This window comes from Paenibacillus sp. FSL R10-2199 (genome assembly GCF_038000235.1).
Taxonomy (GTDB): domain Bacteria; phylum Bacillota; class Bacilli; order Paenibacillales; family Paenibacillaceae; genus Paenibacillus_AQ; species Paenibacillus_AQ phytohabitans.
In genome coordinates this window covers 1,634,165-1,655,936 of the sequence record NZ_JBBOBO010000001.1, presented here as the reverse complement: position 1 = coordinate 1,655,936, position 21,772 = coordinate 1,634,165, and the positions used below count along the sequence as shown (strand labels likewise).

At 42.3% G+C, this 21,772-nt stretch carries 18 protein-coding genes; all 18 read right to left on the bottom strand.

Going from position 1 to position 21,772, the window contains the following annotated elements:
- Positions 1-58: 58 nt before the first annotated feature.
- The 18 genes from pcrA to NYE33_RS07145 all read right to left on the bottom strand — a co-directional run bounded on the left by pcrA (position 59) and on the right by NYE33_RS07145 (position 21,756).
- Complete coding sequence (gene pcrA, locus NYE33_RS07225) at positions 59-2,422, bottom strand: DNA helicase PcrA (protein ID WP_042140155.1); 2,364 nt, start codon at positions 2,420-2,422, stop codon at positions 59-61.
- Positions 2,423-2,458: 36 nt separating this feature from the next.
- Positions 2,459-3,175, bottom strand: coding sequence for a heptaprenylglyceryl phosphate synthase (locus NYE33_RS07220; protein ID WP_042141728.1), 717 nt, complete (start codon positions 3,173-3,175; stop codon positions 2,459-2,461).
- A gap of 219 nt (positions 3,176-3,394) precedes the next feature.
- Positions 3,395-4,261 carry a phosphatidylinositol-specific phospholipase C/glycerophosphodiester phosphodiesterase family protein gene (locus tag NYE33_RS07215; RefSeq protein WP_341065294.1) on the bottom strand — a complete coding sequence of 289 codons (867 nt, stop codon included), beginning with the start codon at positions 4,259-4,261 and terminating at the stop codon, positions 3,395-3,397.
- 120 nt (positions 4,262-4,381) lie between these two features.
- On the bottom strand, positions 4,382-5,782 hold the full coding sequence (locus tag NYE33_RS07210) for an undecaprenyl-phosphate glucose phosphotransferase (protein ID WP_039307143.1): 1,401 nt from the start codon (positions 5,780-5,782) through the stop codon (positions 4,382-4,384).
- Entirely contained in the window at positions 5,779-6,678 is a 900-nt protein-coding gene (locus NYE33_RS07205) for a glycosyltransferase family 2 protein (protein ID WP_445669805.1), read from the bottom strand. Before NYE33_RS07205 ends, NYE33_RS07210 begins: the two co-directional genes overlap by 4 nt.
- 460 nt (positions 6,679-7,138) lie before the next feature.
- A complete protein-coding gene (locus NYE33_RS07200) occupies positions 7,139-8,152 on the bottom strand; it encodes a glycosyltransferase family 2 protein (RefSeq protein WP_341065290.1) in 1,014 nt (337 codons plus the stop codon).
- 435 nt (positions 8,153-8,587) lie between these two features.
- Positions 8,588-9,448 (bottom strand): dTDP-4-dehydrorhamnose reductase, encoded by an 861-nt coding sequence (gene rfbD / locus NYE33_RS07195; RefSeq protein ID WP_042141731.1) that lies wholly within the window; start codon positions 9,446-9,448, stop codon positions 8,588-8,590.
- Positions 9,449-9,456: 8 nt separating this feature from the next.
- A complete protein-coding gene (gene rfbB, locus NYE33_RS07190; protein ID WP_341065289.1) occupies positions 9,457-10,479 on the bottom strand; it encodes a dTDP-glucose 4,6-dehydratase in 1,023 nt (340 codons plus the stop codon).
- Between the two features lie 75 nt (positions 10,480-10,554).
- Positions 10,555-11,103 carry a dTDP-4-dehydrorhamnose 3,5-epimerase gene (gene rfbC / locus NYE33_RS07185; protein WP_341065287.1) on the bottom strand — a complete coding sequence of 183 codons (549 nt, stop codon included), beginning with the start codon at positions 11,101-11,103 and terminating at the stop codon, positions 10,555-10,557.
- A gap of 20 nt (positions 11,104-11,123) precedes the next feature.
- Positions 11,124-11,867: a sugar phosphate nucleotidyltransferase gene (locus NYE33_RS07180; protein WP_076246539.1), complete on the bottom strand. Its 744-nt coding sequence runs from the start codon at positions 11,865-11,867 to the stop codon at positions 11,124-11,126.
- Between the two features lie 20 nt (positions 11,868-11,887).
- Positions 11,888-12,781 (bottom strand): decaprenyl-phosphate phosphoribosyltransferase, encoded by an 894-nt coding sequence (locus NYE33_RS07175; RefSeq protein WP_256703970.1) that lies wholly within the window; start codon positions 12,779-12,781, stop codon positions 11,888-11,890.
- 14 nt (positions 12,782-12,795) lie between these two features.
- On the bottom strand, positions 12,796-13,194 hold the full coding sequence (locus NYE33_RS07170) for a divergent PAP2 family protein (RefSeq protein ID WP_076246537.1): 399 nt from the start codon (positions 13,192-13,194) through the stop codon (positions 12,796-12,798).
- Positions 13,195-13,228: 34 nt separating this feature from the next.
- On the bottom strand, positions 13,229-14,347 hold the full coding sequence (locus NYE33_RS07165; RefSeq protein ID WP_076246535.1) for a glycosyltransferase family 4 protein: 1,119 nt from the start codon (positions 14,345-14,347) through the stop codon (positions 13,229-13,231).
- A 3-nt stretch (positions 14,348-14,350) separates the two neighbouring features.
- Complete coding sequence (locus NYE33_RS36445) at positions 14,351-14,743, bottom strand: GtrA family protein (RefSeq protein WP_076246533.1); 393 nt, start codon at positions 14,741-14,743, stop codon at positions 14,351-14,353.
- A 136-nt stretch (positions 14,744-14,879) separates the two neighbouring features.
- Entirely contained in the window at positions 14,880-17,006 is a 2,127-nt protein-coding gene (locus NYE33_RS07160) for a hypothetical protein (RefSeq protein ID WP_076246531.1), read from the bottom strand.
- Between the two features lie 34 nt (positions 17,007-17,040).
- Positions 17,041-19,386: a glycosyltransferase gene (locus NYE33_RS07155; RefSeq protein WP_076246529.1), complete on the bottom strand. Its 2,346-nt coding sequence runs from the start codon at positions 19,384-19,386 to the stop codon at positions 17,041-17,043.
- A complete protein-coding gene (locus tag NYE33_RS07150; protein ID WP_076246528.1) occupies positions 19,383-20,588 on the bottom strand; it encodes a glycosyltransferase family 4 protein in 1,206 nt (401 codons plus the stop codon). The genes NYE33_RS07155 and NYE33_RS07150 overlap by 4 nt, the downstream gene beginning before the upstream one ends.
- 19 nt (positions 20,589-20,607) lie before the next feature.
- Entirely contained in the window at positions 20,608-21,756 is a 1,149-nt protein-coding gene (locus NYE33_RS07145; protein WP_076246526.1) for a class I SAM-dependent methyltransferase, read from the bottom strand.
- Positions 21,757-21,772 lie beyond the last annotated feature (16 nt).

The window sequence follows — 21,772 nt, the reverse complement described above, 5'->3', positions numbered from 1 at the left end:
AAATAGGTTTCCTACGGTTAGCGTGATCCAAAAACACAATCGTTAATCGCAGCTTGCTTTATTCAACTTTGGTGATCGGTGCAAAGCCGGCCAGCAGCCGCTTCACGCCCACCGGCGCCGGGAAGGCAATCTGCAGCTCCGTATCGTTGCCGCTGCCCTTCACGGCCACAACGGTGCCTATGCCCCATTTGCCGTGGGAGACCTTGTCGCCCGCCTTGAAGCCGGCGGACGCTGCGGCCCCTGCTCCCGGAGCGCTCTGCGCGCCTCCGGTCGTCACCACAACGCGGCCCGCGCCAGGCACCGCGCTCGCCGAGCTGCCGCTGCCGAAGCTGGCGGCCCCGCCGCCTGCCGGCGCGTTCCCGGCAGCAGCGGTGCGGCTGCCAAAGTTCCCGCGGCTGCCTCCGCCTCCGCCGAAGCCGCGGCCGCCATATGCACCGCCAACCTCCGCGCCTCCGCGCCGGAAGCGGTCTGATTCCTTCACGGTGTCTTCCTTCAGCTCCTCCGGAATCTCCTCCAGGAAGCGGGACGGCGCATTCGCGGTCGTCCGCCCGAACAGCGTGCGCATCCGTGCACAGCTGAGGAACAGCTGCTTCTCCGCACGGGTAATGCCCACATACGCCAGCCGGCGTTCCTCTTCCAGTTCGTCATTGTCCTGGAAGGCACGGCTGTGCGGGAACACTCCCTCTTCCATCCCGATGATGAAGACGGTCGGGAACTCCAGCCCCTTCGCGCTGTGCATTGTCATCAGCACGACAGCATCGCTGCGCTCTTCTTCGTCATTCACGCTGTCAATGTCAGCGATCAGCGCCAGATCCGTCAGGAAGGAGACCAGCGACTTATCCTCGTTGTTCTTCTCGAATTCCATCGTTACGGACAGGAATTCATCGATATTTTCCAGCCGGGAACGGGATTCAAGAGTATTCTCATTCTGCAGCTCCAGTCGGTACTGGGACAGTTCAAGAATCTTCTCTGTCAGCTCGGTCACCGAGAGGAATTCCACCATGCGGTGCAGGGCTTCGATCATATCATAGAACTCCACCAGCGTATTACGCGTCCGGCCGGCAAAGCCCAAATCATCCACCGTCTGCAGCGCCCGGAAGATTGATACTCCCTGGGAAGCCGCGGCTGCAGCCAATTTACCGACAGTCGTATCCCCGAGGCCACGCTTGGGAACATTGATAATCCGCGTCAGGCTGATATCATCATCAGGATTGGAGAGCAGGCGCAGATACGCCAGCAGATCCTTGATTTCTTTGCGGTCATAGAACTTGATCCCGCCGACAATCTGGTAAGGAATATCCGACTTGATCAGAATTTCTTCTATTACACGGGACTGGGCGTTCGTACGGTACAGAATCGCATGGTTCTGGTACGCCTGGCCCTGCTTCACATTCTTGCTGATCTCTCCGGTGACGAAGTATCCCTCATCATGCTCGGAGTCACCGCGGAACACCTTGATCTTCGCGCCTTCGTCCGAATCGGTCCACAGCTTCTTCGGCTTGCGTCCGGTATTGAGTGCGATAACACCATTGGCTGCGTTCAGAATATTGGAGGTTGAACGGTAATTCTGCTCCAGCAGAATGGTTTTGGCTTCCGGATAGTCTTCTTCGAAATTAAGGATGTTCGAAATATCCGCCCCGCGCCAGCGGTAGATCGACTGGTCACTGTCCCCGACTACGCAGATCCGGTGATGACCCTCGGCCAGCATCTTGCAGAGCATATACTGCGCCCGGTTCGTATCCTGATACTCATCGACATGAATATATTTGAACTTCTTCTGGTAGAAATCCAATACCTCAGGAACTTCCTTGAACAATTGGATCGTCTTCATGATGAGGTCATCAAAATCCAGCGAGTTATTACTTCTCAGCCGTTGCTGGTACTTGGTATACACTTTGGCCACAAGGCCTTCGAAATAATCGCCGATCTTCTGCTCATACTGCGCCGGTGTAATCAGCTCATTCTTGTTCGTACTGATCACAGCCTGAATGGCCTTCGGCTCGAATTTCTTGGTATCAATGTCCAGATCCTTCATACAATTGCGGATAACGGATAACTGGTCCGTCGAATCCAGAATGGAGAAGTTCGAAGTGAAGCCGATTCGCTCAATATCCTTCCGCAGGATCCGCACACACATCGAGTGGAAGGTGGATACCCAAATATCCCGGCCCTCCGTCCCTACCAGCTTGGAGACACGATCCTGCATCTCGCGGGCGGCCTTGTTCGTAAAAGTAATCGCCAGAATCGCCCAAGGCGGTGCCTTGCGGTTCGCAATCAGCCAGGCGATCCGGTGGGTAAGCACGCGGGTCTTACCGCTGCCCGCTCCGGCCATGATCAATAAAGGCCCTTCGGTAGCTTCTACAGCCTGACGCTGCGGGGGGTTCAGCCGGCTTACGGCGTCTTGTATGTTAACAAGTTGCATGTGTGACATGCTCCTTTCTGAATATAAGCTTGAAATTTATAAGTTCTCCCGGTCCAGCTGCTGCGTATTTCTCACTGCCTGAACGGTCAGCAGCGCCTGCTCCACATCATAATAAATAATATTGCCGACCACTACTGTATCACATAGCGCAGCTGCCTGCATGGCTTCTTCCTCACCTGTAATACCGCCTCCATAAAAAAGCTGGCTGTGCTCGACCATTGCCCTGACCTCACGCACAGTCTCCATATCTCCGAACCTTCCGCTGTACTCCAGATAAACGACAGGCAGATTCATCAGCTTGTCCGCAATCTGCGCATAAGCCGCTGCCCCGTCTGCGCTAAGCGAGTGGTCTGCCCCTGTAAGCCGCGCTACGGATGAATCGCCATTGAGCACAATATAGCCCTCTGTCAGCAGCAATTCCCATGGAATCAGACTGCCGAACCGTTCAATTGCCCGGCGGTGATGGCCAAGAATCCATGAAGTATCGGCAGTGTTGAGCACCATGGGAATCATATACAGATCAAATCCGGGCACAGCGGCTTCGAGATCCGACACCTCCAGGGCACAAGGCAGATCATACTGCCGGATTCTCGAGAGAAGACTCACCGTATTCTCATAAGTCACTCCAGTGGAGCCGCCTACCAGTATCGCATCGGTTCCCGAGAGACAGACAGCCGCAAGTTCCCTATCAGCAAGCTCCCGGTCCGGGTCCAGCTTGAACACATGCCGCCACGGCTTGATCATTTGCCGCATTCCATTCATTATCGTCCATCCTCAATGTTCATCTAAGTAAATACTCTATTTCCCAGTATTTCAAAACAACAAATATACTCCTGCACATGCAAAAGCCGTATCTCTAGTCTAAGTCAGTACGAAGGCGGGTGTCAATTTAAAGCGAACAAAAATGCGAACATTTTTTCGCATTTTTAGAGTATAAGCTTTTTGATGTACAGAAGCCTGCACGTTCAACTACTAGCGGACACCCTTGACCCTGCTTAAGTCGTCCTCAGAGACAAAATCGGTATAGAATCCGTCCACTCCCATCCGGGACAGCTCCGAAATTTCCTTCTCGTCATTCACTGTATGCACATAGACTCTTGCCCCGGCATTCTTCAGCTTCCGCACGAAACTCTTGGTAGCTCTTACCGTCGGCATGGTGATATCCACTCCGGTTTGACTGGCGAAATCAATGACCACTTCATCACTATCCTGCGTCTGATATAGCGTAAAGATCACTTCAGGAAAAGCGTACACCCGGTTCACCACATCCAGCATATCCCGGCTGTAAATCTGCGGAACAATCCGCTGCAGCAGGGCAGGGTCCCTCTTCTCGGCCGCTTCCACAATCAGCTGAAATTGTTTCGTTACAAGTTCCGGTTCGAGCTCTTTCGTGTCCGTTACAATGTAGGCATCCGGGTAGATCACCATCAAGTCCATGATCTTATCAATATCCAGCGGGGAGTAGAGTTCAAGAATCGGGCTGCTCATGACATCCGCATAGTTGAGTACGATCCCTTGCTTCGCGGCAGGAAGAACACCCTGCTGGCCCAGAAGCTTGCTCATATTAGCGGTCCATTCATGGCGGGCAACCAGCTTGTCATCACTTGTCAGCAGCAGATCCGCCTCAAAAACCCGGGTTCCCTGCTCATAGTTAGCGATAAAAGCATCCAGTGTATTCGTATACGTATAGTTATGAATCCCTCCCATAGCGTGAGCTACAATTCTATGGGCTGCAAAGCCGGTAGCCGGCTGTTTCTCTTTTCCCCCAAGAGTGAGTACAAGCAGGAGTGCAATAGCTCCGATCATAATGACGGTGGCGATAATCTTTTTTCTATCCATGATGGCAGGTTCCTTTGCAAGTGTTAGAGTAGTTGGCCTGAAAACAAGAAGAAACGGCTGTGTCGTCCTCAGAGGGGCAGCAACCGTTTCTATGAAATAATATAGGATGAGGCCGGTCTATTAATAAGCGTTCTTGAAGCCGTTGCGGATGGTTTTGGCGATGATCCGGATGTCGAACAATAGCGACCAGTTCTCGATATAGAAAATGTCATGTTTGATCCGGTCCTCAATCGATGTGTCCCCGCGCAGACCGTTGCTCTGAGCCCAGCCTGTAATCCCCGGACGCACATGGTGCTTCACCATATACTTCGGAATCTCACCGCGGAACTGCTCTACAAAGTACGGGCGCTCCGGACGCGGACCGACCACACTCATCTGGCCAAACAGCACATTGAAAAATTGCGGCAGCTCATCCAGACTGGTCCGGCGGATAAATGTCCCAAAACGTGTGCGGCGCGGATCTTCACGCGTACTCCAGCCCGTATCCACTTCACCGTCTGTCTGCATCTTCATCGAACGGAACTTGTACATCATGAAGTTACGGCGGTTAAGTCCTACACGCTCCTGCTTGAAAATAATAGGTCCGGGCGAGGTTAGGCGCACACCCAGCGCTACAATCAGCATTACAGGAGACAGCATAATAATGGCGAACAGGGAAAACACCAGATCAAACGCCCGCTTCGCCATTTTGTTGCCGGCCATATCCAGCGGAATGTCGCGTACGTTAATCATCGGCATCCCGGCGAAGTTATCGAAGTAAGGACGGGCTGGCAGGTAGTCGAAGAAGTCAGGGATAATCAGTGTCCGTACACCCGCCTTCTCGCAGGTAGCGATAATGGTCGGATATTTCGAATGGGCATCCAGCGGAAGCGCCAGAATGACCTCATCGACCGGCAGCATCTCCAGCATGCCTTCCAGCTGATCCACGGTGCCGAGAATCGGCTTATACCGTTGTTCCTCAAGACCATCCCATTCATGAAAATCATCCAGGAAGCCGATGGCCTCGTACCCCAGCTCAGGATACTGCTCCAGATTATTGTAGAATCTCTTACCCAGCGTACCTGCGCCGAGAATCAGTACAAACTGGCGGTTGAAGCCTTTTTCACGCAGCGATTTCAGCATCTTCTTCAGCACATAACGGTACAGCATAATGGAAAGAATATTGAAGCCCATATATATAGCGAGATATTGACGGGAGACGTCAATCTCCTTCAGGAAGAACATCAGGCCGAGCAGAATGAAGATACCCATGGCGTGAACCTGAAAGATTTTGATGAATTCGTCAATGAACCGTTTCTTGCGCTTCGGCAAATACAATTGAAGCACAATTCCGATCAGAATAGCGATGGCTCCGTAGATAATACTCCAGTAAGCATAAGACTCTACAGGAAGAGTCCTGTAGGATTCCAGCAAACCGCTTTTGAACTTCAGCCACCAGGCAGCCAGAAAGGCCACTTGAATGACCAGGAAATCGGCAACCATATATAACTGTGTTAGAAACTTTTGATTACGGCGGATCATAATCTCACCTCAGCATTCGATTCATTGCGTAAACCGGCTTCCCCGGAGACTGTCAGACTCTGTGCTGGTGTTGGAACCTTGCGTGGAGCAATCAGCGCATTGCGCAGCAGCGAAAGCGTGAACTTGACGCCGACTCCCGCATATACCGCTCCGTTTATCATACTGTTGTACCGCCTGCTATAATGCTTCTTATGGAATAAAATCATCGCCCGGTGAAATTCGTACACGATCTTAAACGGTCTGCGGCGCGCACTGCCACCTTTGAGATGCACGATCGATGTCTGCGGATAGTAATAAATCCCCCAGTCGGCCGCTTTGATCCGGTAACACCAGTCCAGATCCTCTCCATACATAAAAAACGTCTCATCCAGTCCGCCCACCTGCTCGATGGTCTCCCGCCGCAGCAGCATGAACGCTCCCACCAGACAATCTACCGGGTAGGAGTCGTCGGGGTCCAGATAACCCAGCTGATAGCCGTTGAACCTTGGACGGTCCGGAAACAGCTTACTGAAGCCAAAAGCATAATAGAAGGAAGCGGATGGCGTCGGGAATCCTCTTTTGCAGGCCTTATCCAGCGAACCATCCGGCAAAATCACCTTACAGCCAGAAGCCCCCAGATCCGGACGGGTGTCCATAAAAGCAACCATTGTCTCCAGCGTATCCTTACGCACCACCGTATCGGAATTGAGCAGCAGCACATAGCGCCCGGAGGCCGCTTCCATCCCCTGATTATTACCCTTGGCAAACCCTACATTCTCCGAATTGGCAATCAGCAGCACATCCGGGAATTCCTTGCTTATCGTCTCTACCGAGTGATCATGGGAGTTATTATCTATTAAAATAATTTCATAGGAGTAGCGGGTCTCGGAATCATATACCGACCTCAGACAGTCCATCGTCAGGCGGCATGTGTTGTAATTTAGAATGATTATACTAACATCTACATTCACTGCTATACTCTCCTGACAAATATAGTAATCTATCGACAATTATTATAACACAAAAACCTCCTTGATAGGCGCAGCCTGTTCAGGGAGGTTTTTACAAGCGTGAGGATAATGTGGGAGGAACAGTGCTATAAGATTGAACTTGTATTTTATCTATTATCGGATTGCCGTGACTCCAAAGAATGTTTGGCCCTCCGGCCGCTGTTGTCTGCAGATTTCTTGATTTTTAACGCTGTTCGCGGTGGAAATCCGCAGACAAAGGCGGACGCTATCGCTCCTACAGTTCCAAAATTCTCCTCCGCCACTTTTCCCTGTCCATTTATTTTTAAGTTCAATCTAAATAGCTGACGAAAATCCGGGGAATAGAAGAATCTTTTTCACAATCGGTTGAGTTCTCTCTCGTTTCGCTTCATAATCCCTGACGCTTAGCCTTCTCCTGAATATAACGGCGCTTGCGTTTCAGAGCTGTCCACTGCGAGAAGAAAGATGACCAGGCTCCCATTAACTTAGGTTCCTTCAATAACGAGTAGCCATGTGCGGCGATCTCGTAAGGCAAGGAATATAACAGGGTAAGCAACATCCTGCGGGAGGACTCGTTCTTGTAGATCATTTTATAGCGGTTGATATAAGAAATCCGCTTGATGAACATCGCCTTGCCGCTCCGCCCGGATGTCTTCCAGCCCCGTTCGTGGTAACCTATCGCTTCCGCATCATAGTAGGCCTGCCACCCAAACAACCCGGCGCGCCAGGCTACATCCACATCTTCCTTATAGGCAAAAAAGTCCGCATCAAAAAACTCGCCTTCGATACAAATATCCTCAATCATCCGCCGGGAGTACATCGCTGCTGCACCGGATACGCCGAATACCACACCAGACTCGTTCCACAGATCAGCGGACTCTCCCGCTCCACGGTCAAACGCCCGGCGTGCTCTATTCATCCGCAGTCCCGTGCTGTCCACAAGCGAGTGATCCGCCTTCAGCAGCAGTTTACCTGTGGCACTGCCGATCCGGGGATTGGCTTCAAAGCAGGCGACTAGTCTGGATATATAATCCGGAGCCAATGTAAGATCGGGATTCAGCACCAGTACATAATCTGTATTAGTACCGGCAATAGCCTGGTTGTGTGCAGGGGCAAAGCCGGTGTTATGTTCATTTTCAAGAAGGACAAGTGCAGATGTCCGGGTACTGCTACCTGCAGAATCGGCTACTCCTTGGGCAGTTGTAGCTCCTTGGGCCGAGTTCGAGTTTAGCCCGTGGTAGAACGCTCTGACTTTATCCGCCGAACCATCCGTTGAAGCGTTGTCCACTATGACAATTTTTTTGACCGGATAATCCTGAGATAATACAGCCGACAAGCATTCAATGATGTCATCCGCGCTGTTATAGGTAACGATATGTACACTGACTGTTTTAGGGTTCATAGGTGACCTCGAATTCCTGGTTCTTTATTGGGAAATCTATACCTATTATAGCGAAAAGAAGGTTGACAGGCTATGTTAAGCACATTAGAAGGTAATGTTAGTTACATAGTTATTGTGGTTCAACCCTATTGCTATATTGTCACAGACAGCAAAAAACTCCTTACCGCATAAGCGATCAGGAGTTTCATTAGTTGCTATATAAGACTCACTTTTAATTTGAACTTGAAGCTTAGTCGTCACTGCGGTGAACATTTGGACTTCCGGCCGCTGTTGTCCCATATTTCTTGATCCGCTATTCGCGGTAGAAATCCGGTGACAAAGGCGGTCGCTACCGCTCCTACAGTTCCAAATTTGTCCTCCGCTTCTTTCGCTTTTTGTTTATTTTTTTAGTGCGTCTTATATAGTTAGTTATTTATGCAAATCCCGCGCCAATGGTTACTTCAGCTCCAGCAAAAAGTCTCTCAGACCTTCCCGCCATGGGCGGATGTCCTGGAACCCGTTGGTACGGATGGCCAGATGCTCCATCACCGAGTTGCGCGGACGCGGCGCTGGACGTGGAAACTGTTCGGTAGCACACGGCTCAAGCTTCGCTGTGAACTTCAGCCCCAGAATATCTTCTGCTTCCGCAAAGATGGCCTGGGTGAATTCATACCATGTACAAGACTCTGTGTTCGAGGCATGGTACACTCCATACTTTTCAGTCTGGATAAGCTCAAGCAAGAATCTTGCCAGGTCCACCGTATAGGTAGGCGAGCCCTTCTGGTCATCTACAACCTGCAGCAACGGCTTTTCCTGCCCTAGCTTCAGCATGGTTTTCACAAAGTTATTGCCGTATTTGCCATAAACCCAAGAGGTACGTACGATAAAGAATTTAGACGATAAAGACTGGACCAGGATCTCTCCAGCCCGTTTAGACTTACCGTAGATACTCTTAGGATCTGTATTATCATATTCATGGTAAGGCTGAACCCCCATGCCATCGAACACATAATCCGTGCTGATATAGACCAGCTTGGCGCCCGCCTTTTCTGCAGCAAGAGCCACATTCCGGCTTCCGGTAGCATTAATCAGGTACGCTGCGTCAACATCGGTCTCTGCCGCATCAACCGCGGTATGGGCCGCACAATGAATAACAGCATCAGGAGCAAAAGCACCGATAACCTCCTGGCACTGGTCCAGATCAGTAATATCCATCTCCTGACGGTCACAGCCCAGAACCTCATAATCCTGACCTTGAAGTAAGAGCATAAGATCTTGCCCCAGCTGTCCTCCCGAACCTGTAACGAACACTTTCATTTTCGCCATTACAGTGAATCCCCCAGACGGCTGCCGTACTGGAGTGCGGCATACTTCTGGTATTCTCCGGACTGAATGCGGGTCCACCATTCTTTGTTATTCAGATACCACTGAATGGTTTCCTTAATGCCCGTTTCGAACGTATGCTTTGGCTTCCACCCCAGCTCGTTCGTGATCTTGGTCGGATCTATACCGTAACGGCGGTCATGTCCAGGACGGTCCTGAACATAAGAAATCAGCGAATCCGGTTTGCCCAGCTCCTGTAACACGGTATTCACGATATGCACATTCGTCCGCTCATTATTGCCACCGATGTTGTACACTTCACCGTTAACACCCTCATGAATTACCAGATCGATTGCGCTGCAGTGATCCTCAACATACAGCCAGTCACGGATATTCATTCCGTCACCATATACAGGCAGCGCCTGATCAGCCAGCGCACGGGAGATCATCAGCGGAATCAGCTTCTCCGGGAATTGATAAGGCCCGTAGTTATTGGAGCAGCGGGTAATATTAACCGGCAATCCGAATGTTTCGTGATAAGCTCGAACCAGCAAATCCCCGCCCGCTTTGCTCGCGGAATAAGGACTGTTCGGTGTCAGCGGTGTTTCTTCAGTGAACAGACCCGTAGCGCCAAGCGATCCATAGACCTCATCCGTGGATACTTGCACGAATTTAGTTATACTGTATTTCTTAGCTGCATCCAGCAGCACTTGAGTACCCAGCACATTCGTCTTCACGAACACTTCCGGCTCCAGAATACTCCGGTCCACGTGAGACTCTGCGGCAAAGTTAACCACGACATCCACACCGTCGCCGATCAGCGCATCCATCGCCGCTACATCGGTAATGTCCGCTTTGACAAATGTATAGTTCGGATGATTCTCGATTGATTTTAAGTTCTCAAGATTCCCTGCGTAAGTCAACGCATCTACGTTGACGATCTTGTAATCAGGATGTTGCTGCAGCATGTATATTACGAAGTTGCTGCCGATGAAGCCGGCTCCGCCGGTAATGAGGAGTTTCATTTGTAGCCCACCTTTTACTTGAGAAATGATTTATGCTATCGACTCCAAGGAGGAAGCAATTCTGTACATTGAGTATTAATCAAAATTCAACTCTGCATCCTTTAATAACGGATGATGCTGATCTTTGTCAGACAACACTGGCTTCGCTGTCGGCCAGTCAATCCCAAGTGCCGGATCACTCCATAGTATGCCGCGGTCATTCTCAGGGGAATAATATTCGTCCACTTTATACAAGACTTGGGTGTTTGGCACGAGCGTGCAGAAGCCATGAGCAAACCCCTTAGGCACCAGCAGCTGCCGCTTATTATATTCACTGAGAATAACTCCGACCCAATGTCCGAATGTGGGGGAGTTGCGGCGGATATCTAGGATCACATCATAAATCGCCCCTGTGAGTACACGAATCAACTTGGTCTGCGCCTTGGGATTCAATTGGTAGTGAAGTCCCCGGAGTACGCCAACCTCTGCCGAGAGGGATTGATTGTCTTGGATGAAGTTAAAGTTCACCCCTGTCTTATGCATTATTTCTTCGTTATAGCTCTCCATAAAAAAACCCCGTTTGTCGCCATGGACCACGGGTTCGAGTAGGCTTGCGCCTTGAAGTTTTAAAGGAGTGACATTCATAATGGAGCTCCTCCTCATATCTATAGTTTCAGCTTACCGAACTCTTCCTCAAAAACAATATTCTGCGCCAATTCATTCGCTCTGGCCAGCGATGCGTGTGTACCCGCATCAGTCCACCAACCATTTAGAACATCGTAGGTGAGTTCATTCCTTAGAATATATGCATTGTTTACATCCGTTATTTCAAGCTCTCCACGTTTAGAAGGGGTGAGCGTCTTGATAATTTGAAAAACCTTACTGTCAAACATATATATGCCGGTTACCGCAAAGCTGCTCTTTGGAATTTGAGGTTTCTCCTCAATAGAAATAATTTTGTCATCTTGCAATTCTGGCACACCGAAGCGTTGGGGATCAGAAACCTTTTGGATTAATATTTTGGCCCCATTCCCTCGCGTCCGGAAGTTCTGGATATACGGAGTAATATCCTCCTCAAATACATTGTCCCCAAGAATGACAACACATTGATCCTGACCGACGAACTGATCAGCCAACCCAAGAGCTTGTGCTATGCCGCCAGCCTCGTCTTGGACCTTGTAGGTAAATGTGACGTGCATTGTGCTTCCGCTTCCTAATAAGTTGACTACATCTCCCATATGCTCTTTTCCTGTAACAATAAGGATATCCTTTATCCCGGCCTGCTTGAGCTTATATATGGCATGAAAGATCATTGGGTATTTTCCTACAGGGAGCAAATGCTTATTGGTTACTTTGGTCAGAGGATAAAGGCGAGAGCCTGTTCCTCCGGCTAGAATAATACCTTTCATATGATCCACTCCGTTTAATTTCACATAAATTTTTTGATTGCAACAACACAGACTGAAAACAAGAGCACAGTCACTAAAATATGTTTGTCATTCAATAAAACTTCTTCCGGCTTTCCACCAGCATTCTTCATATGAATTAAATAGTAGTAACGGAATATACCGTAGAGTACAAAAGGAATCGAGAACATCATTGCTGGTTCCTCTGAAGCAGCATACATGGAATAGAACATAATCAAGACAGCAGTTATTATATTCATAAGCTGATCTAAAAGTTCCACACTATAAAAATTTAAAACCTTCCGTTGATTAGCAGGATCATCCTTAAAGAGTAATAATTCATGTCTTCTTTTTCCTAAAGCTAAAAACAATGAAAGTCCTAAGGTACATAAGATAAACCAAGATGTAAGAACCCCATCTACCGCAAGTGCTCCTGTCACTGCTCTCAGAACAAAACCAGCAGCAATAATCATAACATCAATTAAAACTACGTGTTTTAAATAAAGACTATAGGAGAGGTTCATAACAAAATAAACTAGCACGGCTAAAAAGACATAGTTATTAACATAAATCGCCAGTCCAGCCGCAATGATAAACGTAAAAACCGCCAACACGATTGCTGAGGGGATATTAATAGCTCCTGAAGCAATAGGCCTGCGTCTTTTATCTGGATGACGACGGTCCTTTTCTACGTCTACAAGATCATTGATAATATAAATTGTACTTGCCATAAACGAGAATGAAAGAAACCCTATGAAAGCATCAATTAATGTAGTAGGATTTAGTATCGCTCCAGAGAAAATAGCAGATGCGAATACCAGTAGATTTTTGGTCCATTGTTTAATTCGCATCTCAAGTAATATATTCAAAATAAAAGTTGCAACATTCCGTTCCTTTTTCAAAACAATATGATTCAAAATACACACTCCCACTATAGAAGAAATATTAAATAACCCAATATAATTCCTAATAATAAACCACCTAATACTTCAGTTCTGGTATGTCCAATCCTCTCCCTATGCTTTTCCACGGGATTTTGAATTAAAACATTAATTGTTCTCGCATGATTTCCAACATACCTTCTTAGTCCTGTCGCATCAAATATAACTATCATAATCACAGCAATACCTAGTCCAAAAACCGGTGAGTCAAACCCTTCCTTTAAACCTATTAACCAGGTGATTGTAGTAACTACTGTAGTATGGTTACTAGGAAACCCACCATTTCCAATATAGCCATGAGCAGCTTTTCCAAACCTGAATCTATTTATTAAATATTTCAATGAACCTGCAACAAGCCAGGCGACAAAAGGAACAAAGCAATAATACATATTTCCGTTTCTCCCATTCCCTTATAAGTATAAGTTATATCTCTTTGAAACACTTGCTATACTTAAAAGCTGCGCTGGATACTCCAAACAAATTATCAATGCTAGCCTTGTCTTTTATATACGCATCTCGGTTCTGGAGCACCTTAATAATAGCATCAGCAAGCTTCTTCTCGTCTTTAGGTGTGGCCGTTTCTCCCATTTTTGTTTTTCTCGTTATCTCTCTTACTCCCGGAAGGTCTGAAGCCACAACAGGTACTCCAGCTAACATTGCTTCTACTTGTACCATTCCAAAGGCTTCAAGCGAATTAGTGCTGGGTAATACAAACAAATCAAGGGAGTAATAAAAATCAATAAGCTCTTCAGTCGTTAACTTACCTAAAAACTCAACATAAGTCTCATCCCAGCCTATTCCAGACTTTAATTCTTCATAAATGCTACCGCCAGCTATATTTTTATAATCACCTGCGATTAGGAACCGTACATTCGGTATCGCCTTCTTCACATGAGGAGCTGCCTTAAGCAAAACATCTATACCTTTTTCCTCGACAATCCTGCCACAAAAACCAATTATACTTTTATCCCCAGTCGCTCCAAGGCGAGTTGTATTAAACTCTTTATAAAACGATGAGGTGGGATGGATTTCTACCCACTTATCTTTAAAATCAGGCAATACTCTCGAACTATGTGCATAATCATATGAACTAACAACAATTCTTCTCGCTCGTTTAAAACTCGCTCGTGAAGATTTATCCATCAGATTAACAATGACAGAATTAAAAAGAGATTTGGGCAAATTCACATCACATTGATAAGTTAAAATTAACTTTTGTTTGCTTGTGAGGTAACTGAAAATCGAAGCTTCTGCCATAGGCAAATGTAAATTCACAATATCAGATTTTTTTTGAAGTTTATAGAACTTCCTGAAAAAATCGGGGCTAATATAACCTTTGCTTATTTTAAAAAGTAAGTCTGCCCGTTCAACTTTAACACCATTTATAACTTCAGAATTAGAAAGATGCTTCTCGTGCTTTGCTGTAAGTACAGTGACATCATGATCCTTAGCCAACTCCTCGGCTAGAGATTTAGCACATTCAGAAAGACCACTTATATAGGGGTAGTAGTAATTTAGTACGATCAAGATTTTTAATTTCATTGTTTACCTCTTCTTTGTATTAAACACAAAAAATTTATTAACACCATAAGTCGCTATAATAAGAAGAACACTCAGAGCAATTCTTGATATATTTACATTGTAATGTAATACGGACACTAATAGATAGAACAAAATATTGTCTATAAGTAATGCGATTAATCTCACCGCTAAGAATTTTAGGAGTTGGCTGCTCTCCTTATTATTTGAGGATTGGTTATTAAATACAAACTTCTTATTGAGAATATAATTCACAAAAACAGCAAATATATAGCTAAGTATATTAGCAATAATATAGTATAGCCCCAAATTGTTCAGTAAAAAGAACGCCAAAAGGTTAATACCAGTTGAAATAGCTCCCCAAAAACTATATTTCACAAACTCCAATACACTTTTCATTTTCTCCGTCTGCTTTTCATTCAACAATATAACACACCAACTAACCTTTAGTAATTGGATAAAATCAATCAGTATAATGATGATAATTCATGTGATGATAATTCATAGCAATATTCACTCAAACTAAATTGAGCCACTAATTAATTATTTCGACATTTTGCATTGCTATTCCCAGCGCTCTTGTATCTTGACCTACTTGTACTGCTCCTTCTTTAACTATAAATTTTATTTTGTTTACGACATTTAATTCTATATCAAATGCAGCTGTGGACATTTCCTTATGGTCTTCCACTCTTATCGTTTCAGTAAGCCTATCATTAACATAAATCAAAAGAGTTCGTTCTGTTATATTAGGAGGTAAGACCGGTGTAAACTGAATGGATAGTGAAGTTGAGTTTTGAGATTTCACAGTAATTTCAAATTCGGATTCAGTCCATCTTGAAGGAACTCCATTCCAATTTTCTAAACCGTGCCAACCTTCCGTCAATGAAACATTAAAATTCTTATATAGATTCATCTTCTCATTGTGCCAAATTAAAGAACTACTATAATTTAGAATATCTCCTCTTCCTTTTAGTGTGTAATTCGATCTTAATTCTTCCGGTATCGATGATGGAGCAAAATAAGAATTGGAGTTTTTAAATGATATTTTTGTATCTTTTAATAAAAAAGAAAGTATGTGTTCTTCGTCCTTAGTCACATTTTCTATGGAAAGTATCTCATTTTTAGGTATCAAATTATTAATTTCCTTAATCTCGTTATATTCATTTGTAACTAATAATCCTTTAGTGAGAATAACCTTCTCTAATTTACTTATCTGCAATAAGTTTATGATTAATAAAAACCCCACTAAAATAATCCTTGTATTTTTTAATATTGAATATTTAGTTATTAGGAAGTTAAGTCCTATCGAGAACAATATTATTGCAAAGGGTTGTGAAAACATTAATGTTTTATAATAGCCATAAGGGAACTTGTTTATAAAGTTTAAATATAAAAATAATGAAATTATAAAAATAGAATATACTAACAAATATAGTTTTACTTTATTCCCCATTTTCAGCAAGCCCAACGCCACAAAAACCAAGAAAATCATTGCAAGTACAACATGCATTCCTGATGGAAGGCTATAATCAAGGGACTTAAATCCAAAAACCATTAGTACTTGATTAATGAAAGGGATGTATTCAACAATCCCAGTAGAATTTTGAGTAGACGTATATGCGAAATAGTTATATTTCACAGCCAAAAATGTACTCACAGGATTTAATAGTGCTACTAGAGGTATGATCCAAGCCAAAATTTTGACATAGGACTTCATATTCCTAAAATCTCTAAAACCAGATATCCCTAGAAATATTATCGCAGGTATAAATAGATAAAGCGAGTATTCACTATACACTGCTATAAGACCTGAGATGCTTAAGCAAGTTGGTAGAATTAAAGTTTTACTTTTCTCATTAATGATTCGATAAATAAACCCTGCAGATAACACATAAAATGCATTCCCTCCAATTTGAGGCATATATTGAGTAGTAAACATCCAAAACAACAATGTATTAATAGTGACTAATATAACGGCAGTAAATACAATTTCGTTTGAAAAACGGAAGCTATACTTACAAGTGTAATAAACTGAAAGAGAAAATAGAAAAACAAAAAAACAGGATATCACATTAAATGTGTGTATAGCATCGGTATTAAAAAACGTCATTCCTAGGGTATTAAAATAGTCTGCCCCGACTCTTGAAAACCTTGAAAAGTGAATTTCTGCGATTGAAAAAAATGGATGGAAACTATCCGATACTGAAAAAGAAAAGTAACTTTTCTCTATCAACCATTCTGGTATTGACAAATAAAAAATCAAATCATTATTTATACTTGCAAAAGAAGTAGGTAACCCTGCATATAAACTCGGGAGGAAATACACCAAAAAAACTCCCCCTACAAATATGCTAAAACTTATTTGTTGAACTTTATTATATTTTTTCACAAAACCATGTTTTTGAACTAAAATTCTATAAATCCAGATAAAACAAATTATAATACCCCCAAAGATTAAAAATGGGTTAAAAAGTTTCGCCCCCACAAAAATTCCTGCAAATTGAGAAAGGGCTACTAAAATGGCAAAGCCAAAGAAAGGATACAATAAATGCATCCCTTCAATTTTAGCATTATAAGTTTTAGCATAAACACCATACAGCCCCCCATATGCAGAGGCGATAAGTACATAAAATAAAAAGAACATAATTATATATAACATTAATTTTCCCCTTTGATTTTAATTCCCAAAATCACTACAAATCTATAAATTCTTTGTATAGAGAAGCAGTAATATTAAAATCGCACTTTTCTTCTATATATTTTCTTGCATTAAGATTCATTTCCTTACGTACAGTTGGATTGTTACACAGCTCTATTAAATATGCTAATAATAATTCTTCTTCATATTCATCAACGTCAACCTTCCAAACACAGTCATCAGGATATTCAGCATATGAGCCAACATTGGACACTATACATGGAATTCCGTAGCCTAGTGCTCTCATTAAAGTACCTGAAGTCTCACCCATTGTTGGCCAACGTAAATTTATACATATATCACTTTCTTTGATATGATTTTTAAAAGTGTATATATCAGGAGAATCGATAAAGGTAACACTCTTTTTTAATTTCAAATTATCAATGAGTTTTGTCAGATCCTTCAGGTAATTCTCTTCTGCGTGGCCAATAATGTAAAGCTTCACTTTCGGATTTGTTTCTAGAAGTCTGGATATTACTCTAATTATAATGTCCACTCTCTTATTTGGAATAACATTTCCGAACACTCCAATAATTAATTCGCTTTTTCCATTCAATACTTCATGTTCTTTAGCAGGCTCAATAGTGAATCCATGAGGTATTACTTCAATCGGACCTGTAAAATTATTATTCAAAGTTATCGATTTTTTGATCCAATTGCTATGAGCTATAACGCCTAAACTCAAATCAACAATCCTATTACTTAATGGGAATTGTTGGCTTTCGGGTATGATACCAGCCTCAAGTAATAACTTTGCAGCCTCTTCACCTTGCTTCCCGCTATTATAGATCAATTCGAATGCAAGCTTCTCTTTACTACCCTTCAGATATGTCGTGTAAACGAAATATCCAAATAAGTTAAAATCATGTAAAACTATATAGCCAGGGTATTTCTCTAATGTATCTATAATCCACTCGTGGTATTCGTTATTTCCAATATGATACAATTTTTTCTCGAAATAATCCAAATACCCGTTGTGATTATTTATATCCACAATTTCAAATGTATCTATTATAAAATTGTTATTGGGTTGATACTGATTTACAAATATAGTAATTTCATAATGTTCTTTTAAATTCATAAGCAATTCTTCGCTGTAATCTGATATTCCGGATGTTTGAGGATTAAGGGGGCTAAAGTAAGCTAGCTTAGGTTTATTATGTGTATATAACTGAGAAGCTTCCTTCCCTTTCAAAATCAAGTCTAAGAATTTCTCCAAACTCTTCGAAACAACAATCTCCCATGAAAAGTTACAAGATTGTTTATACCCTTGATTAATTAATCTATCCCGAAGACCCTTGTCTGAGATCACACGAGTTATCGCTTGTTCAATTTCTTGTTCACTGTTAGGGTCCACAAGTTCGGCAGAAGTACCAACAATCTCAGGCAAGGATGAACAATTACTAGTAATTACTGGAGCGCCACATCTCATCGCTTCTAATACAGGTAGCCCAAAACCTTCATATAGTGAGGGAAACACAAAAACTTCACACTCTTGGTAGAGTGCTGTTAAGGCATCCTCAGACACGAAACCTAAAATGATCAAACGCCCTTCTTCTATGCCTTTGCTTTTAGCATAGTCTTCAAGCTCCTTTTTTTCTTGAGGCTGTTTTATCCCTCCTATGATAAGCGTTATATCTTCATTAGTATGAGATATTTTGGAAAAGGCACTTATCAGTCCTTTATTATTTTTGCGAGGATCATACCCGGTTAAAGAATATATAAATGCTCCTTCTATATGCAGTTCTTTGCTCAAGAGCTCTTTTTGATCAGAACTTGACTTAGGAATAAATAAACTTTCATTAGTAGATGCATATATTACATCTATTTTATTAGGTTCAATACTAAGAAATTTAGTAATGTCCTGTTTTGAAGCTTCAGATATTGTCAATATCATATCTGCTTCTTTTAATTTTTGCGATCTTTTCTTGTACAAGCTTTGTATGTGTTTCGGCCATTTAGCATAGTACTCCTGTTCCATTACAATAGGTATCAAATCATAAACTAAATAACTCTTTTTCACTTTATCATTTTTTAAATCAGGAATTTCCACATCAAACATGTAGGGACTAGTAAAATGCACAATATCTACTTGTTTCTCTTCTATAAACTCTTCCAAATCTTGTTCATACCAATATCTTTCTTCATTTATTCTCATGTCAAAATCGACAAATTTTGATATAAAACTAAACTGCCATTTATCCAAGTTTCTTTTCATTAAATATATTCGATGATTTCCACTAATATTAACAAAGCTTTTCAACCAGTGATAAGTGTATATCCCAATACCTCTTTTTTTTTCATCTGTAAATAGAGTTTGTATATCAATAAGTATTCTCAAGCTAGGAACTCCTCCTTACTAAATCCTTTTTGATTTAAAAACTCGATAATTCTTTTTGCTGTCATTTCCCATGTATATTCTTTCTCCACGTAGTCTTTCCCACTCTGTCCCATTTGCATAGCCTTCTCTTTTGAATTAACATAAACACTAAGCACCTTTTGGAAAGAGCCATAGTCTTTATAATAAAGACCACCGTTACTTCTATCGCAATGCCCTTTCGTCACAGCACAATTCTCATGAACAATGACAGGAGCTCCACAAAGCCAACTTTCCATAATGACAATTGAAAAGCTCTCCATTAATGAAGGCTGTATCAATGCTATACTCCCAGCAATAGCACTGAATTTTTCCTCATCATTAAGCTCCCCCATGTGTATAATACCTGGCGATCCTTTAATTGTTTCAATAATTTGTTCTTCACCCTTACCTACTATTAGAAGCTTTACATTTTTGTCACTTTCTTCATAATATTTATTAAACAATTCAATCATTTGAGGTACATTTTTCCCGCCCACAAGTCTACCTACATATATAAAGTACTCTTCATTAAGATTGTATTTCTTACGAAAGCCCATATTATCTGGAGTATAATTAACTTCAACTCCACCTCCAGATATAACTGAGTCATCAACATTAATATTATGTAGCTTCTGAGTGAGTAACTGTTCTTCAATAGTATTAAAAAGAATTCCCCTTACTCTGTTAAACATCTGTCCTATTGATTCTAAATATGCCATATCCTCATCATGAAGACATGGAATTAAGAAGCTTTGATCAGGGGCCATTTTACTGCCCCAGTATGAAGTTCCGAATATATAAGGAATGAACAGAAAAATGTAACCGTCCTTATTGTCCGCAATAAACTCATACATAGCATCACTGTTTACTGTTTCATGGAATAATTGCATTTCTTCGGTATATTTTATCTCCTCTTTATTAAGCAACTTGCCAAGTATCTCTTCGTATTTTTTTTTATTTCTTTTTCTTAATGGGAATCTGCGAACGGATATACCGTTGATTTTATAAATACCAGGTTCGTAAAAATCTTTATCCCAATCCCAAAATGAGTCTTTTCCACAAGTAGTCAGTATTTCAACATTGCATCCTTTTTCACGCAGACTATTTGCAATACCGCCTGCAAACCGTTCTGCGCCACCGGAGATGCTATCAGTAAACCATGGTGTTACTAACGCTATCTTCATTCTAAATCCCCTTGCAATATTATTTTTCCAAAATCAATGAATAATTATAGTATTGTTTTGTATCTTCATCATTTAATGCTATCTCTTCACTTAAATATGAATTAACTACTTTAAAACCAGCCATTTCAGATAAATGTTTGAGTGCCTCTGGAAATAGTGGCTTTTCATGAGTAGGATCAAGATAATATAGATTATTCATTACATAACTAGAAGTAGTATTAGGAGTCTCAATAATTAAGATCCCCCCCTCTTTCAATTTCCGATAACATAATTTTAGGAATGTAATCTTTTGAGGTACAGATAAATGTTCAATAACATGAGCAAAAAAAACAGCGTCAATATTTGAATCACTTTGCTCTAAAAGATATTCGCTACCCTCATAAACGTATGCCTCTAATCCTTTTGATCTACATTCTTCAATGAGTTGTGGATCAGTATCTATGCCAACACCCTTTAAATTTTCATCTTTCAATAATTTTAAGAAAAAACCTTTACCACAGCCAATATCTATTATTTTATCATTCGGCTTAAAATACCGAATATATTGGGAGAATATTCTCTTCACATCTTTTTCATCACCAGAGAACCTTTTAGCAAAATCAGAATATTTAAAATCTGTGATTGTGTATTTTTGGTTATATGAATTTAAAAATTGGTGGAATTCAAGTGCTAGATTATTTTGTTCCATATTTAGACTATTTTGATCCATCTTTAATTGATCATTATACTTTTCTAACGCGGATACATTTTGTACTAACTGAGCAATTAGCTTGTTTTGTTCTGTAATAATTTCAATTGAATTATTCAATCCAAACCATAAATCATTATTTAAGTACTTTTGTTGATTTGAAACTGTATCAATATACCATTTAGAAAAGAATCTATTACCAAACCTTCTAATCGGTGTTATAAATCTATCCAAAATTTTATATCGTGAAACCAGTCGAGGTTCCATAAAAGCAACAGGCATATTTGGGGTTATACGGTGAACTAATTTATTGATTTTAGTATTTAATTTCTGCAAATCTTCACGCAAATCACTATCTACAAGAAGGAGAACATGTTCTTCCTGAAAAGTATCACGGTTTTTCAATTCAATTTCTTGCTTTCTAACCCCAGAACGAATCTGATGCATTATGCTGCCGGGATTAATTTTATTATCATTCATTGCATACTCCTTCTCC

Bases quoted from the DNA above. Each gene is read 5' to 3' on its own strand.
- NYE33_RS07170 (WP_076246537.1), bottom strand. From the start codon at position 13,194: ATGTATTATTGCTTTGTTCCTTTTGTCGCCTGGCTTGTTGCAGGTTCA.
- NYE33_RS07165 (WP_076246535.1), bottom strand. From the start codon at position 14,347: ATGAAATTAAAAATCTTGATCGTACTAAATTACTACTACCCCTATATA.
- rfbB (WP_341065289.1), bottom strand. From the start codon at position 10,479: ATGAAACTCCTCATTACCGGCGGAGCCGGCTTCATCGGCAGCAACTTC.
- NYE33_RS07205 (WP_445669805.1), bottom strand. From the start codon at position 6,678: ATGGACTGTCTGAGGTCGGTATATGATTCCGAGACCCGCTACTCCTAT.
- NYE33_RS07200 (WP_341065290.1), bottom strand. From the start codon at position 8,152: ATGAACCCTAAAACAGTCAGTGTACATATCGTTACCTATAACAGCGCG.
- NYE33_RS07160 (WP_076246531.1), bottom strand. From the start codon at position 17,006: ATGTTATATATAATTATGTTCTTTTTATTTTATGTACTTATCGCCTCT.
- NYE33_RS07180 (WP_076246539.1), bottom strand. From the start codon at position 11,867: ATGAAAGGTATTATTCTAGCCGGAGGAACAGGCTCTCGCCTTTATCCT.
- pcrA (WP_042140155.1), bottom strand. From the start codon at position 2,422: ATGCAACTTGTTAACATACAAGACGCCGTAAGCCGGCTGAACCCCCCG.
- rfbD (WP_042141731.1), bottom strand. From the start codon at position 9,448: ATGAAAGTGTTCGTTACAGGTTCGGGAGGACAGCTGGGGCAAGATCTT.
- NYE33_RS07150 (WP_076246528.1), bottom strand. From the start codon at position 20,588: ATGAAGATAGCGTTAGTAACACCATGGTTTACTGATAGCATCTCCGGT.
- NYE33_RS07145 (WP_076246526.1), bottom strand. From the start codon at position 21,756: ATGAATGATAATAAAATTAATCCCGGCAGCATAATGCATCAGATTCGT.
- NYE33_RS07220 (WP_042141728.1), bottom strand. From the start codon at position 3,175: ATGCGGCAAATGATCAAGCCGTGGCGGCATGTGTTCAAGCTGGACCCG.
- rfbC (WP_341065287.1), bottom strand. From the start codon at position 11,103: ATGAATGTCACTCCTTTAAAACTTCAAGGCGCAAGCCTACTCGAACCC.
- NYE33_RS07210 (WP_039307143.1), bottom strand. From the start codon at position 5,782: ATGATCCGCCGTAATCAAAAGTTTCTAACACAGTTATATATGGTTGCC.
- NYE33_RS36445 (WP_076246533.1), bottom strand. From the start codon at position 14,743: ATGAAAAGTGTATTGGAGTTTGTGAAATATAGTTTTTGGGGAGCTATT.
- NYE33_RS07215 (WP_341065294.1), bottom strand. From the start codon at position 4,261: ATGGATAGAAAAAAGATTATCGCCACCGTCATTATGATCGGAGCTATT.